General features: G+C 60.9%; 13 protein-coding genes. 8 read left to right on the top strand and 5 right to left on the bottom strand.

What is annotated here, in order from left to right; translation table 11 throughout:
• Window positions 1-18: 18 nt before the first annotated feature.
• Together KGB25_RS23335 and KGB25_RS23330 are read left to right on the top strand one after the other, a co-directional pair.
• Window positions 19-1,128, top strand: coding sequence for an NAD(P)/FAD-dependent oxidoreductase (locus KGB25_RS23335; RefSeq protein ID WP_223436865.1), 1,110 nt, complete (start codon window positions 19-21; stop codon window positions 1,126-1,128).
• 71 nt (window positions 1,129-1,199) lie between these two features.
• A complete protein-coding gene (locus KGB25_RS23330) occupies window positions 1,200-1,793 on the top strand; it encodes a DinB family protein (RefSeq protein ID WP_192496277.1) in 594 nt (197 codons plus the stop codon).
• Here the strand turns inward: KGB25_RS23330 and KGB25_RS23325 are convergent.
• Window positions 1,714-2,634 carry a LysR substrate-binding domain-containing protein gene (locus KGB25_RS23325; protein WP_223436863.1) on the bottom strand — a complete coding sequence of 307 codons (921 nt, stop codon included), beginning with the start codon at window positions 2,632-2,634 and terminating at the stop codon, window positions 1,714-1,716. The two genes, KGB25_RS23330 and KGB25_RS23325, sit on opposite strands and share 80 nt — an antisense overlap.
• A 297-nt stretch (window positions 2,635-2,931) precedes the next feature.
• Window positions 2,932-3,819, bottom strand: coding sequence for a LysR substrate-binding domain-containing protein (locus KGB25_RS23320; RefSeq protein ID WP_223436862.1), 888 nt, complete (start codon window positions 3,817-3,819; stop codon window positions 2,932-2,934).
• A gap of 228 nt (window positions 3,820-4,047) precedes the next feature.
• Between KGB25_RS23320 and KGB25_RS23315 the strand changes: the two genes are divergently transcribed.
• From KGB25_RS23315 to KGB25_RS23305, 3 genes are read left to right on the top strand one after another with little or no spacing between them, the layout of a single operon-like run.
• The gene (locus KGB25_RS23315) at window positions 4,048-5,064 is read left to right on the top strand and encodes an aldo/keto reductase (RefSeq protein ID WP_223436859.1); all 1,017 of its coding nucleotides are present in this window, start codon (window positions 4,048-4,050) and stop codon (window positions 5,062-5,064) included.
• Window positions 5,065-5,066: 2 nt separating this feature from the next.
• Entirely contained in the window at window positions 5,067-5,864 is a 798-nt protein-coding gene (locus tag KGB25_RS23310; RefSeq protein ID WP_223436857.1) for an SDR family NAD(P)-dependent oxidoreductase, read from the top strand.
• Window positions 5,865-5,891: 27 nt separating this feature from the next.
• Window positions 5,892-6,302 carry an SRPBCC family protein gene (locus KGB25_RS23305; RefSeq protein WP_223436855.1) on the top strand — a complete coding sequence of 137 codons (411 nt, stop codon included), beginning with the start codon at window positions 5,892-5,894 and terminating at the stop codon, window positions 6,300-6,302.
• A 519-nt stretch (window positions 6,303-6,821) separates the two neighbouring features.
• On the opposite strand, the gene KGB25_RS23300 is transcribed toward KGB25_RS23305, so the two are convergent.
• Window positions 6,822-8,216: a sensor histidine kinase gene (locus tag KGB25_RS23300; protein WP_223436853.1), complete on the bottom strand. Its 1,395-nt coding sequence runs from the start codon at window positions 8,214-8,216 to the stop codon at window positions 6,822-6,824.
• Window positions 8,194-8,877 carry a response regulator transcription factor gene (locus KGB25_RS23295; protein WP_008028105.1) on the bottom strand — a complete coding sequence of 228 codons (684 nt, stop codon included), beginning with the start codon at window positions 8,875-8,877 and terminating at the stop codon, window positions 8,194-8,196. The genes KGB25_RS23300 and KGB25_RS23295 overlap by 23 nt, the downstream gene beginning before the upstream one ends.
• A gap of 175 nt (window positions 8,878-9,052) precedes the next feature.
• Here KGB25_RS23295 and KGB25_RS23290 point away from each other — a divergent pair, with 175 nt between their 5' ends.
• Window positions 9,053-9,361 (top strand): hypothetical protein, encoded by a 309-nt coding sequence (locus KGB25_RS23290; RefSeq protein WP_223436898.1) that lies wholly within the window; start codon window positions 9,053-9,055, stop codon window positions 9,359-9,361.
• A gap of 77 nt (window positions 9,362-9,438) precedes the next feature.
• Here the strand turns inward: KGB25_RS23290 and KGB25_RS23285 are convergent, their stop codons facing one another.
• Window positions 9,439-10,050: a glutathione S-transferase gene (locus tag KGB25_RS23285; protein ID WP_223436851.1), complete on the bottom strand. Its 612-nt coding sequence runs from the start codon at window positions 10,048-10,050 to the stop codon at window positions 9,439-9,441.
• 372 nt (window positions 10,051-10,422) lie between these two features.
• On the opposite strand from KGB25_RS23285, the gene KGB25_RS23280 reads away from it, so the two are divergent.
• Both KGB25_RS23280 and KGB25_RS23275 read left to right on the top strand, forming a co-directional pair.
• Entirely contained in the window at window positions 10,423-10,827 is a 405-nt protein-coding gene (locus tag KGB25_RS23280; RefSeq protein ID WP_007907888.1) for a TraR/DksA family transcriptional regulator, read from the top strand.
• A gap of 200 nt (window positions 10,828-11,027) precedes the next feature.
• On the top strand, window positions 11,028-12,632 hold the full coding sequence (locus KGB25_RS23275) for a methyl-accepting chemotaxis protein (protein WP_207286490.1): 1,605 nt from the start codon (window positions 11,028-11,030) through the stop codon (window positions 12,630-12,632).
• The last annotated feature ends 235 nt before the right edge of the window (window positions 12,633-12,867 follow it).

The raw sequence follows: 12,867 nt of genomic DNA, 5'->3' as shown, positions 1-12,867 counted from the left end.
AAAAGGAGCGCAGGGCAGGTGAGCGTCGATATCGAATGCGTGGTGGTCGGGGCCGGCGTGGTCGGGCTGGCGGTGGCCAGAGCGTTGGCCCGCAGCGGGCGCGAAGTGATTCTGGCCGAAGCCGGCGAGGGCATTGGCGTGGGCATCAGTTCGCGCAATTCGGAAGTGATCCACGCCGGCATCTATTACCCGAGCGGCAGCCTCAAGGCGCAATTATGCGTGGAGGGCAAACAACGCCTTTACGCCTTTTGTGATGAGCGTGGCGTCGGTTATCAGCGACTGGGCAAGCTCATCGTCGCCACTGATGATGACCAGCGCGGGGCGTTGCAGAAGTTGTTGGAGCAGGGCGCCCGCAACGGTGTCGATGACTTGCAATGGCTGGACGCCAACCAGGCCCGTGACCTGGAACCGGCGCTGTCCTGCGTCGCCGCGCTCTGGTCGCCCTCTACCGGAATTGTCGATTCCCATGCCCTGATGCTGGCGCTTCAGGCGGACGCCGAGGCCGCCGGAGCGTCGATGGCGTTTCATACGCCACTGATATCGGCCCGATGCAGCGAACACGGTTTCGAACTGCAGATGGGCGGCGTCCAGCCGATGACCCTGAGCTGCCTCGAGTTGATCAATTGCGCCGGGTTGTCCGCCCCGCAGGTGGCGAGCCGCATTGAGGGCCTATCGTCGCGGTACGTGCCAACGGCTCGTCTGTGCAAGGGCAGCTATTTCAGTTTCAGCGGCCGCGCGCCGTTCCGGCACCTGGTTTATCCGGCACCGGAGAGCGCGGGGCTGGGGGTGCACATGACCCTCGATCTGGGTGGTCAGGCGCGTTTTGGACCGGATGTCGAGTGGGTTGATGACATCGATTACCGCGTCGATCCGCGCCGTGCCGATGGTTTCTACGAGGCCATCCGGCGTTACTGGCCCGCCTTGCCCGATGACAGCCTGCAACCGGCCTACAGCGGCATCCGCCCGAAAATAACCGGCCCGACAGAACCCGCCGCCGACTTCATCATCAGCGGCCCCGCCACGCATGGCGTGCCCGGGCTGGTCAATCTGTTCGGCATCGAATCGCCGGGGCTGACCAGTTGCCTGGCGCTGGCCGAGCGGGTAACGCAGGCACTGGGCGACCGATGATCAGCGTTTGAGCTGCCACGCCTCACGAGGACTATGCTTTGCAGTGCGCCCATCGCAATGGGAGACCTCCGATGATTAACGTACGCACAGCCCGCATGCTGGCCGATTACAAACGCTGGGCCGATCAGCGTCTCTTTGACAGCCTGGCCGATTTGCCACCGGGCGAGGTCAACAAAGAACGGGTCTCGGTGTTCAAGAACATGATTGGCACGCTAAACCACATCTACGTCGTGGACTGCATCTGGCAGGCCCACCTCGAAGGCCGGGGGCACGGCTTCAAGACTTCGCACGATCTGCTGCATCCCGATCTCGCCGATCTGCGCATGGCACAAAAAGACATCGATCACTGGTACTGCGACTGGAGCGAACGCCAGACCGACGCCTCGCTGGATAAACCCCTGGAGTTCACGTTCGTCTCGGGCGAAAGCGGGACCATGAGCGCCGGTGCGATGCTGCTGCACGTGGTCAATCACGCCAGTTATCACCGTGGCTGGGTGATCCAGATGTACTTCGATATTCCGGCCATGCCGCCGATGACGGACCTGCCGATCTTCCTGCGCGAGACCGATCCGGATTTCAATTCGCTCACCCCTCCGGCAGTGGCGCCGACATGTGTTGGGCAATTCGCGCGCGCAACCAACGTTCTGCCGGATCGTTATCGTTGACCCCGTTCCAGACCATCGACAGTTCGGACAGGTTGATGTCAAACGGTGGGTCATCGGCGCGTAACTGGCTGCTGCCTTCGATCAGCGCACACGCGGCGTAATCCGGCACCGTGGCGAGCATGTCGGTGCCGGCCAGCAACGCGCGCAGCCCGGCAAACTGCGGCACCGCCAACACCACGCGGCGTGAACGACCGATGCGCGCCAGGTCATTGTCGATAGCCCCGGTCAGATCCCCAGAAAACGACACCAGCGCGTGAGGGCGCTCGCAGTAATCATCCAGCGTCAGGACACCGGGCCGACTGTCGCCGCGCAGGATCTTCACGCTCAGGTCGCGCAGTTTCTTGCGCTTGGCGTTGGCCGGTAATTCGGTGGTGTAGCTGATCCCGACGGAAATTTCGCCGCTGGCGAGCATCGACGACATCAGCAGGAAATTCACCCGTCGCACCACCACCACGACGTTCTGCGCCTCTTCGCGGATCTGCTTGAGCAGCGGCGGAAACAGACCGAACTCGGCGTCGTCGGACAGGCCGATGCGGAACACGTCGCGGCTGGTGGCCGGGTCGAAATCCTTGGCCCGGCTGACCGCGCCGGAAATGGTGTCCATCGCCGGCTGCAACTCTTTCAGAATCTGCAGCGCGCGCTGGGTCGGCTCCAGCACACGACCGTTGCGCACCAGCAGCGGGTCATCGAACAGATCACGCAACTTGGCCAGTGAAGCGCTGACGGCAGGCTGGCCGAGGAACAGCTTTTCCCCGGCCCGGGTCAGGTTTTTTTCGAACATCAGGGTTTCGAAAATCACCAGCAGGTTCATGTCCACGCGGCGCAGGTCGTTGCGGTTCATGGGGGGCTACTCGCAGGGGGCGGGGTCTTTCCAGTAAAGCACCAAACCTTTGCCAGCGATGATCCCTGTAGGAGCTGGCTTGCCGGCGATGGCGTCCGTGAAATCGCCATCGCCAGCAAGCCGGCTCCTACAGGTTTGGTGTGAGCCCCCATACCTGAACATCCCGCGATTCTGTAGGAGCCAGGCTTGCCGGCGAAGGGGTCTGTGAAATCGCTATCGTCGGAACGCCGCCCGCAGCAAGCCGGCTCCTACATGGGGCGCGTTTGAGGAACGGGTATTCTGATCATCCCCCCTTGCTTATGTTTCAGTCAGCACCTTCCTGAACGTCTCCACCAACGGCCGCAAATTCACCCGATGCCACGCTGCCCACAGCGGCGTGGTAAATGAAATCCACGGCACCTCCCGCAGCACCACACCCGGCGGTGCATTGCGGCTCAAACCTTTCTGAATCATCGCAATCCCCAACCCCGACGCCACCAGCCCCAGTGCGGTGAACGGCTCTGTCGCCTCCATGCGGATGTCCGGGGTGAAGCCGGCGCGGATGCAGGCGCTGACGAAGTCGTCGCGGCTCGCGCAGTTCTGGCGGTGTTGCACGCCGATCCATTCCTGATCGGCCAGATCTGCCGGGGTCAGTTCCGCTTGCAAGGCCAGCGGATGATGCTCGGGCAGCGCCAGCAACATCGGGTCGTCCAGCACCTGAAAACCCAGCAGGTCCGGATCGTCGGCGACGGGCGGTTCGCTGACCAGTGCGATATCGAGACTACGCTGACGCAGGCCTTCGAGTTGTTCGGCGGAGCTGAGGTTGTACAGCGCGACGTGCACGTTCGGCCGGTCGACCCGCAGCACGCGCAGGGCATTGGGCAAGACGCCGGCGTGCATGGCGTTCTCGATGTAGCCGATGCACAGGCCGCCTTCTTCACCGCGACCCAGGCGTTTGCCGAGGGATTCCAGGCGATTGGCGTGGGTCAGCAGGGCGCGGGTTTCGGCGAGAAAGGTCTGGCCGTCGCGGGTCAGGCGGATGCGTTGCTGGCTGCGCTCGAACAGGGTCAGGCCCAGGCGTTCCTCAAGCTGGGCGATCTGCCGGCTCAGGGGCGATTGGGAAATGTGCAGGCGTTCGGCGGCGCGACCGACGTGTTCTTCTTCGGCGACGGCGACGAAGTAGCGCAATTGGCGGATGTCGATCATGTAAGACCTATAGGGACTCAAGTGCTGCGCATTATGTCTTGGACGGTCCGATCATCGCAATCTAGGATTGGCTCAACGGTAAAGCAAACACCGCTCTTTGTAGGAGCCGGCTTGCCGGCGAAAAGCGTCTAGGCGACGCGTTCATTCAGACCGCCCGCGTTATCGTTGACATCCATCGCCAGCAAGCCGGCTCCTACAGGTTTACGAGACATTCGAGAGGATTTTTTCATGAGCTTGAAAGACAAACTGCCCGGCACCCTGGGTTTCGGTACTGCCCCATTGGGCAACATGTTCCGCGCCATCCCTGAAGAAGAAGCGCTGGCCACCGTGCACGCCGCCTGGGATGCCGGCGTGCGTTACTTCGACACCGCACCGTTTTACGGTTCGGGCCTGTCGGAAATTCGCTTGGGCGCCGCGCTGTCCCAATACAACCGCGACGATTATGTGCTGAGCAGCAAGGTCGGGCGGGTGATTCTGGATGAAGTCGAAGACGCCGCCGCCCGTGATCTGGGTGAGAAGAGCGGCGTGTTCGAACACGGTCGCGCGAACAAGATCGTTAACGATTACAGCGCCGACGCGACGATGCGTTCCATCGAAGACAGCCTCAAGCGTCTGCAAACCGATCGTCTGGATATCGTTTGGGTCCACGACATCGCGCAGGACTTCTACGGTGATCAATGGCTGGAATACTTCAACCAGGCCCGCACCGGCGCGTTCAAAGTGTTGACCCGTTTGCGCGAAGAAGGCGTGATCAAAGGATGGGGGTTGGGCGTGAACAAGGTCGAGCCGTGTGAGCTGACCCTCGACCTGACCGAAGCCCAGCCGGACGGTTTTCTGCTGGCGGGCCGCTACACACTGCTTGATCACGACCGTGCCCTGCAACGCCTGATGGATGCCGCGCTGGCGCAGAATGTCGAGATCGTGGTCGGTGGTCCCTACAGCTCGGGGATTCTGGCCGGGGGTGCGCATTTCGAATACCAGAAGGCCAGCCCGGCGATCATCCATAAAGTCGAGCAGATCAAACGTATCGCGACGGCTCACGGCGTTGACATCAAGGCCGCTGCGTTGCAGTTCTCCCTCGCTAACCCGGCCGTTGCTGCCGTGATTCCTGGTTCCAGCCGTCCGGACCGGATTGCTGAAGATGTGGCTGCGTTGTCAGCCGCCATTCCCGCTGCATTCTGGCAAGCCATGCGCGACGCGAAACTGGTGTCCGAACGCGCTCCATTACCCCTCGCAGGAGTTTGAGCATGAAGATCGATCTGACTGGAAAACTCGCCATCGTCAGCGGCAGCACCGCCGGCATTGGCCTGGGCATCAGCAAGGCACTGGCCGAGTCCGGTGCGACGGTGGTGGTGATCGGCCGCGAGACGGCCAAGGTCGAGCAGGCGCTGGCGAGCATCCGCCAGAGCGTGCCGGGCGCGCAACTGCGTGGCCTGACCGCCGACCTCGGCACCGCCGAAGGTGCTGAGCAGTTGTTCGTCGCCGAGCCGCGAGCGGACATTCTGGTGAACAACCTCGGGATCTTTAACGAGGTGGATTTCTTCGACACGCCTGACAGCGAGTGGACGCGGTTCTATGAGGTCAACGTGATCTCCGGTGTGCGCCTGTCGCGGCATTACGTGCCGGACATGGTCAAGCAGGGCTGGGGTCGGGTGATTTTCCTGTCCTCGGAATCCGGGATTGCGATCCCGGCGGACATGCTCAACTACGGCGTGACCAAAAGCGCCAACCTCGCGGTGTCTCATGGCCTGGCCAAACGGCTAGCGGGCACTGGCGTGACGGTGAATGCGATCCTGCCAGGCCCGACGTTGACCGATGGCCTGGAGCAAATGCTCAAGGACGCCACGGCCGAATCGGGGCGCAGTGTGCGCGAAGAAGCCGATGCGTTCGTGCGCAAGGCCCGGCCGACATCGATCATCCAGCGCGTGGCGGACGTCGAGGAAGTCGCCAACCTGGTGGCTTACATCGCTTCACCGCTGTCATCGGCCACGACCGGCGCCGCCCTTCGAGTCGACGGCGGTGTCGTCGACAGCCTGGCGATTTGAATTTTTTGATTGAGGAGAGAGGACTGCATGGCAACTGCATCAGCGTTTATCGACATCCCGGCTTCGGCCGACAAGGTTTGGCAATTGATCGGCGGCTTCAACTCGCTCCCGGACTGGCTGCCGTTCATTCCCAAAAGCGAACTGAGCGAAGGCGGGCGGGTGCGCAGTCTGCAAACCGCCGATGGCGCGATAGTGGTGGAACGGCTTGAGTCGTTTGATAACGCCGGGAAGACATATAGCTACTCGATTTTGCAGGCACCGTTTCCGGCGACGGATTACCTGGCGACGATCCGCGTTGAAGCGCAGGGCGAGGGCGCCCGAGTGACCTGGTCGGGGCGGTTTGCACCGGTCGGAGTGACCGAGGAAGAAGTGGCGGCGTTGTTTGCTGGAATTTACCAGGGTGGCCTGGAAGCCCTGCGGGCCAACTACCCCGTGTAAACCCGATCCCCTGTAGGAGCCAGGCTTGCCGGCGAAGGCGTCCGCAAAATCGCCATCGCCGGCAAGCCGGCTCCTACAGGTTTCGCGTTAATCCAAAATCCCGAACCTCCCCCGATCCTGTAGGAGCCAGCTTGCTGGCGATAGCGCCCGCAAAATCGCCATCGCCGGCAAGCCAGCTCCTACAGGTTTTGTGTTAACCCAACATCTCGAACATCCCCCCAATTCTGTAGGAGCCAGGCTTGCCGGCGATGGCGTCCGTGAAATCGCCATCGCCAGCAAGCCGGCTCCTACAGGTTTCGCGTTAACCCAACATCCCGAACATCCCCCCAATTCTGTAGGAGCCAGGCTTGCTGGCGATGGCGTCCGCAAGATCGCCATCGCCGGCAAGCCGGCTCCTACAGGTTTTGTGTTAACCCAACATCCTGAACATCCCCCGATCCTGTAGGAGCCAGGCTTGCCGGCGAAGGCGTCCGCAAAATCGCCATCGCCAGCAAGCCGGCTCCTACAGGGGGGGCTGTGTCAAGTCTGGGCAATCAGGCTCTGTCGGCAATCGAGCACCAACCGTGCGCCGCCCGATTCGCTGTCAGCCACTTCAAGCGTAAACCCATGCAGGCTGACAATCGCCGCGACGATCGACAAGCCTAGCCCGAAGCCGCTTTGCTGATTGCCGCCCTCGGCGCGATAGAAGCGCTGAAACACCGCCTCGCGCTCGGCCAGCGCAATGCCGGGGCCGGAGTCGAGCACTTCGATCCTCGTATGCCCACCTTCGTTGATCCCGCGCAAAATCACCTCGCCCCCCGGCGGCGTGAATTTGATCGAGTTGCTCAACAGGTTGGCCACCGCCTCGAACAGCAACGCCCGGTCGCCGTTCAATGGCGGCAGAGTGTCAGGCAATTGCAGCTTGAACGTCAGCTCGCCTTCTTCCGCCAACGGCAGATAAAAGTCGTGCAGCTCCTGCAACAACGGCACCGGATCCAACTGCACAAAACCGGAACGCCGCTGACGATCCTCCAGCTCGGAGATCCGCAGCAACCCGCGAAAACGCGCCATCAGCGTATCCGCTTCGGCGAGCACCGAATCGAGCTGTGTCGCTTCTGCCGACCCTTCGCCAGCCTGTTGCTGCATGCGGTACAACTGCGCCCGCAAGCGGGTCAGCGGCGTGCGCAAGTCGTGGGCGATGTTGTCGCACACGCCCTTGACCTCGTTCATCAAACGCTCGATGCGTTCGAGCATGGCGTTGACGATGGCGGCAAGCATGTCCAGTTCGTCGCGGCGATTGGACAGCGGCAAGCGACGAGTCAGGTCACCGGCAACAATCGCCTCGGCGCTGGCCTGAATCCCGCGAATGCGTCGCAACGGTCGACGGCGTAACAGGTGCCATCCGACGATGCCCGGCAAAATGGTCAGGGTCACGCCCCAGAGCAACGCGTGCAGAATGATGCGGGTCACGGCGAACAGTGAGCCGTTGTCACGCACCAGAATCAGCCAGCGACCGTCCCGTGTCTGGGTCGCCACGGCGTCGCAACTGTCGGCGGGCAGCGTCGGGTCATCGGAGTCGGCGCAGTCGCTGAGCATGTGAATCTTGCCGTCCAGCGGCAAACCTTTAGGAATGTGACGCAGGGCACCGTTGAGGTAGCGATGCTCGGCATCAAACAGGCCATAGGCGTCGATGCCGCGAATATCGAAGGTCATGCTGACGGCGAGGGCGTCCACCAATTGCTCGCCGGAAAAACGCGAGAACAAATGCTGACGTTGCATCAGCGAGTGCTTGGCCAGGTTGTCCAGGTAGGCGGACACCTCGTAATACATGACCCCCATGAGAATCCCGCTCCAGAGCACGAACAGCGAACTGTAGAGCGCCAGCAACCGGCTGCTGGAAGAACGCCAGCCTTTAGAGGGGTTCGGCAATGACATAACCCGAGCCTCGCACGGTCCGAATCAGTGGGACATTGCCGGGCGGGTCGATCTTCTTGCGCAGGCGGCCGATGTGCACGTCGATCAGGTTGGTGCCGGGGTCGAAGTGATAACCCCAGACCTCTTCGAAAATCATCATCCGCGACAGAATCTGCCCGGTGTTGCGCATCAGGAACTCCAGCAACTTGTACTCGGTGGGCAACAGCGTCAGCAACTGGCCGTCGCGGCTGGCTTCGTGGCTGATCAGGTTCAGTTCCAGGTCCGCGACCCGCAGCGTGGTGGCCTGGGCGGTCACGGTGTTTTGCCGGCGCAGCAGCACTTCGACGCGGGCGGCCATTTCATCGGTGGCAAACGGCTTGGTCAGGTAATCGTCACCGCCGGCACGCAAACCGCGCACGCGTTCATCGACGTCGGAGAGGGCGCTGATCATCAGGATCGGCGTCGCCACGCCCATGGTCCGCAGCGTCGTGACAATCGCCAGGCCATCGAGCTCGGGCAACATGCGGTCGAGGGTGATCAAGTCATAGTTGCCATTGACCGCGCGCTCCAGACCTTCACGGCCATTGTCAACCCAATCCACGTCGAGGCCGTGGCTGCTCAGTTCGGCGACGATCTCCCGGGCGGTCACGGCGTCGTCTTCGATGGTCAAGATGCGGGTCATAGGGCGGACCTGATAGTCAGTTCAAGGCAAGTGTGTGGGCATTCTGCCAAGAAATGCCGGCGACTTTTTAAATTAACTTTCATGTGGCTCATGGAGCGGCCCGGAACATTGATATCATCTGGCCATAACCTTGAAAGGGAGTTCGACTGTGTGCACTTTGATTCGCCGTGGCGGGATGTCGATTGTTGTGTTGTTGCTGTGTGTCATCAGCGGGAGTGCCTTGGCGGGAAACACTCCGTGTTCGGGGAAGAAGGGCGGTATCGATCGTTGTGATGGCGACCTGTTCCTGTGTAATGACGGCTCTATCAGCGCCTCGAAGAAAAGCTGCTCGGCACTTTATGGCGGTTCAAGCCAGGCTCGCCCACAAACCTTATTGCAGAGCTCCGATGGCTGCACCTGCGGCTCAGGTTCGTTTTGCACCGGCCCACGAGGCGGGGTGTATTGCCTGACACCCAGCGGTAATAAGAGCTACAAACGCAAGTAGCTCATCTTTAATGCATAAACATCGCGAGCAGGCTCGCTCCTACAGCAGACCGCGTTCTCCTGCTGTCAGGTGCAACACTATTCAATCGGTGTACTCATGAATGCCTCAAGCCCCTCGGCATAGTCGGTAAACGCACTGATCAGCGGAAACTGCCAGGCATCCACCTGATCCGGCACCACCAGACGGGTAAAGCTCCAGGCCACCGCCAATGTAATCCCGTCCTGATCAATCGAACCGTCAGTCTTCAACGGTCGCAGTTCCAGCTCCCGTTCCAGTGCCGAATACGCGGCCGCCAATTGCCCCTCGACCCGTTCCACCCACGGTTCGAACTGAATTTCCGCGGGCCGCAGGTTGCGTTCGTAATAGAGCTGCACCGACTTCTCGCAGGCTGCCAACGCCAGGCCGATCAAGCGCAACGAACGCAGGCGTTGGTTCAGGTCCTCTGGCATCAGGCTGTTACCCGGTCCGGCGAGTGCCTCCAGGTAATCGATGATCAACGTCGAGTCGATCAACACCTCGCCATCATCCAGCACCAGCGTCGGCGCCTTGACCACCGGGTTGATCTGCTGGAACTGCTCGAAGTGCCGAAACACCGAAACCGACTGATGATCGAGGTCGATGCCCAGGCGTTTGGCGGAAATGGCAACGCGTCGCACGTAGGGCGAATCCAGCATGCCGATCAGCTTCATTGAACCTCTCCTCAAGATTTGCCATTTCGGGAGGACAACCTTAGCTGAGGTTCATTGCCCTGCAAATGTGCTCGGTAAACACCACCGTTGAGGCCATTTGTCTTCTATATACAGCCGCTCGGTTGAATTTCTTGCTATAAACGCACTCCGATAACCACCGTAAAGGCTGACATAGAGCACTTTCGGGGCTTTGTCGGACAAATTCGCTGTCTTTTCAGTTGCTGAGGCCTCAAGTCGGCCTTAGACTGCCGCCCCTCGTAAATTGAGTGCCGGGTGGCGCTTGGAATAAACGGCGCCTTTCCGATGGCCAGACCAGGTCCGCCGGAACGCTCCCTAATTCGCCTTAATGCACGTTTTTTTATAGAGATATCAATGACAAAGGACAAGTTGCTGGCCATGCCGGCGGATGACTACATGAATGCCGAGCAACATGCTTTTTTCTCTGAGCTGTTGCAGAACATGAAAGTCGAAACCCATGAGCGCATCGAACAGAACCGCATCGCCATCGAAAGCCTGGACACCCCGGCCGATCCGGCTGACGCAGCTTCTGTCGAAGAAGAGCGCACCTGGCTGGTGAACGCGATCGATCGCGACCAGCGCATGCTGCCTCAGTTGGAACAGGCGCTGGAGCGCATCAAGGAAGACAGCTTCGGCTGGTGCGACGACAGCGGCGAGGCCATTGGCCTGAAGCGCCTGCTGATCAGTCCGACCACCAAGTACTGCATCGAAGCGCAAGAGCGTCACGAACAGATCGACAAGCACCAGCGTCAGGCCTGATTTCGTAGCGCCCCGCATCGCGGGCAAGCCTCACTCCTGAAGGAGCAAGGCTTGCCCGCGATGCTTTTTTTCGTCTGCGAAAAACCTCGCGCACTTCTATTGATCTGCTGCAACGACCACTACTAATGGACCATGGATAATGGCCCTCTAGTGGCGTTTAATGCAGTCACAACAATTAGAAGACGCATGGGGTGACGAAGATGACGAGAGACGGATCTCTGGTTGGGGCATTGCCTGCACCAGTGTTTGCACCGAAGACCCGCTGGCTGACGCCGACGCTGCAAAGCATCGCCCTGATGCTCTTGCTGTGCGGCATGACGCTGGGTGGCTGGCCGCTTTACGTTGGCTTGCCGTTGGCCGTCCTGATTATCTGGCTTCCTCGGCTCCGTTCTCGTGCCATTCCCTTAGAACCATCTGCCGACAACTCCAGCGCCATCGCCGAACTGACTCGCGATCTTTCCTACACCACCAGTCATAACGCCTTGTCGGCCGCCGGCGTGGCCTTTTCGGTCAAGCAACTGGCCGACAAACTGCAATCGCAACTCGGTGCCGCGGCACAGATTGTCAGCAATGCCGAAGTGATGATCGCCACCGAACAAGCCACCTCGACACTCAGTCGAACGGCCCTCAGTGCCGCCAGCGAAGCGCATCAGAGCAGCGCGGCAGGGCGCACGGAGCTGGTCGAATCCATCACCCGCATGCATCAACTCAGTCAGCGCGCGAGCAACAGTCGTGAGCTGATCGAAGCCCTGAGCCTGCGCAGCGACGATATCCAGCGGGTCACGCTGGTGATCCAGTCCATTGCCAGCCAGACCAATCTGCTGGCATTGAACGCGGCCATCGAAGCGGCCCGGGCCGGGGAGCATGGTCGCGGGTTCGCGGTGGTCGCCGACGAGGTTCGCGGCCTGGCGGCGCGCACAGCGACGGCGACCGGCGAAGTCGGCGAGATGGTTGCCGATATCCAGCAACGCACCGCGCAAGTGGTGGAGCAGATCCGGCAGCTGTCCAGCGACCTCGACATCGGTGTCCAGCAGGTCGAGCACACCGGCCAGCACCTGGAAAACATTGCCCGCCTGGCGGCTGGCGTCGAAAGTCAGGTCGGCGATATTGCCAAGGGCGCCGACACCAACCGCGAACAACTCGACAGCCTGTTTCACGCCATCGAGCAGATGCGCAGCGATCTGGCGATCAGCGATCAACAGACTCAGCGTCTGGCGCAAGCCGCGGTGCAAATGGAAGGTCAGGCCGAAACCATCAGCGAGCGTCTGGCCGAGGTCGGACTGGATGACTATCACCAGCGGATTTATGACCTGGCCCGCGAAGGCGCGCGTCAGATTACGGCACGCTTTGAGGCGGATATCGACCAGGGGCTTGTCAGTCTCGATGACTTGTTCGATCGCAGTTATCAGGCCATTCCTGACACCAGTCCGGCCAAGTACCAGACCCGTTTCGACCGCTACACCGATAAGGTTTTGCCGGCGATTCAGGAACCGTTGCTGCCGCGCCATGAAGGCCTGGTGTTTGCCATCGCCTGCACGCAGCAAGGTTATGTGCCGACCCATAACAAGGTTTTCAGTCAGCCACTGACTGGTGATGCGCAGGTCGATACGCTGCAAAACCGCACCAAACGCAAATTTGCCGACCGTACCGGGATTCGTTGTGGCAGCCATCAACAGGCTGTTTTGTTGCAAACCTATACGCGGGACACGGGGGAGTTGATGCACGATCTTTCGGTGCCGATCATGCTCAAGGGGCGGCATTGGGGTGGTTTGCGGTTGGGGTATAAGCCGCAGGGTGCTCGTTGATAGGTATTGTTTTAGGGGCGTGTGCGTATCCGTTTCTGCGGTGATGGCGGCTATTGGTTTCGCCCTTACGGCGAGTCACTTGGAAAAGCGCCAAGTAACCAAGCGCTTTTGCCCCTTTCGTTCGGTGCCTCGCCTAGGCTCGGCATGCCCTCGCTCCGGTCCTGCTCCGTGGGCCCGCCGCGATCGGCCATCCTTGGCCGTGCGCGGCTAACCCGGCATCCATGCCGGGTTGCCC

It is taken from the genome of Pseudomonas sp. BF-RE-21 (assembly GCF_019947305.1).
GTDB classification, from domain to species: Bacteria; Pseudomonadota; Gammaproteobacteria; order Pseudomonadales; family Pseudomonadaceae; genus Aquipseudomonas; species Aquipseudomonas migulae.
This window is presented reverse-complemented; position numbering and strand designations above follow the sequence as displayed.

What these genes read in the sequence shown, in the direction of transcription:
- KGB25_RS23280 (WP_007907888.1), top strand. Translation starts at nt 10,423, where the DNA reads ATGACAAAGGACAAGTTGCTGGCCATGCCGGCGGATGACTACATGAAT.
- KGB25_RS23330 (WP_192496277.1), top strand. Translation starts at nt 1,200, where the DNA reads ATGATTAACGTACGCACAGCCCGCATGCTGGCCGATTACAAACGCTGG.
- KGB25_RS23290 (WP_223436898.1), top strand. Translation starts at nt 9,053, where the DNA reads ATGTCGATTGTTGTGTTGTTGCTGTGTGTCATCAGCGGGAGTGCCTTG.
- KGB25_RS23285 (WP_223436851.1), bottom strand. Translation starts at nt 10,050, where the DNA reads ATGAAGCTGATCGGCATGCTGGATTCGCCCTACGTGCGACGCGTTGCC.
- KGB25_RS23275 (WP_207286490.1), top strand. Translation starts at nt 11,028, where the DNA reads ATGACGAGAGACGGATCTCTGGTTGGGGCATTGCCTGCACCAGTGTTT.
- KGB25_RS23320 (WP_223436862.1), bottom strand. Translation starts at nt 3,819, where the DNA reads ATGATCGACATCCGCCAATTGCGCTACTTCGTCGCCGTCGCCGAAGAA.
- KGB25_RS23315 (WP_223436859.1), top strand. Translation starts at nt 4,048, where the DNA reads ATGAGCTTGAAAGACAAACTGCCCGGCACCCTGGGTTTCGGTACTGCC.
- KGB25_RS23305 (WP_223436855.1), top strand. Translation starts at nt 5,892, where the DNA reads ATGGCAACTGCATCAGCGTTTATCGACATCCCGGCTTCGGCCGACAAG.
- KGB25_RS23300 (WP_223436853.1), bottom strand. Translation starts at nt 8,216, where the DNA reads ATGTCATTGCCGAACCCCTCTAAAGGCTGGCGTTCTTCCAGCAGCCGG.
- KGB25_RS23325 (WP_223436863.1), bottom strand. Translation starts at nt 2,634, where the DNA reads ATGAACCGCAACGACCTGCGCCGCGTGGACATGAACCTGCTGGTGATT.
- KGB25_RS23295 (WP_008028105.1), bottom strand. Translation starts at nt 8,877, where the DNA reads ATGACCCGCATCTTGACCATCGAAGACGACGCCGTGACCGCCCGGGAG.
- KGB25_RS23310 (WP_223436857.1), top strand. Translation starts at nt 5,067, where the DNA reads ATGAAGATCGATCTGACTGGAAAACTCGCCATCGTCAGCGGCAGCACC.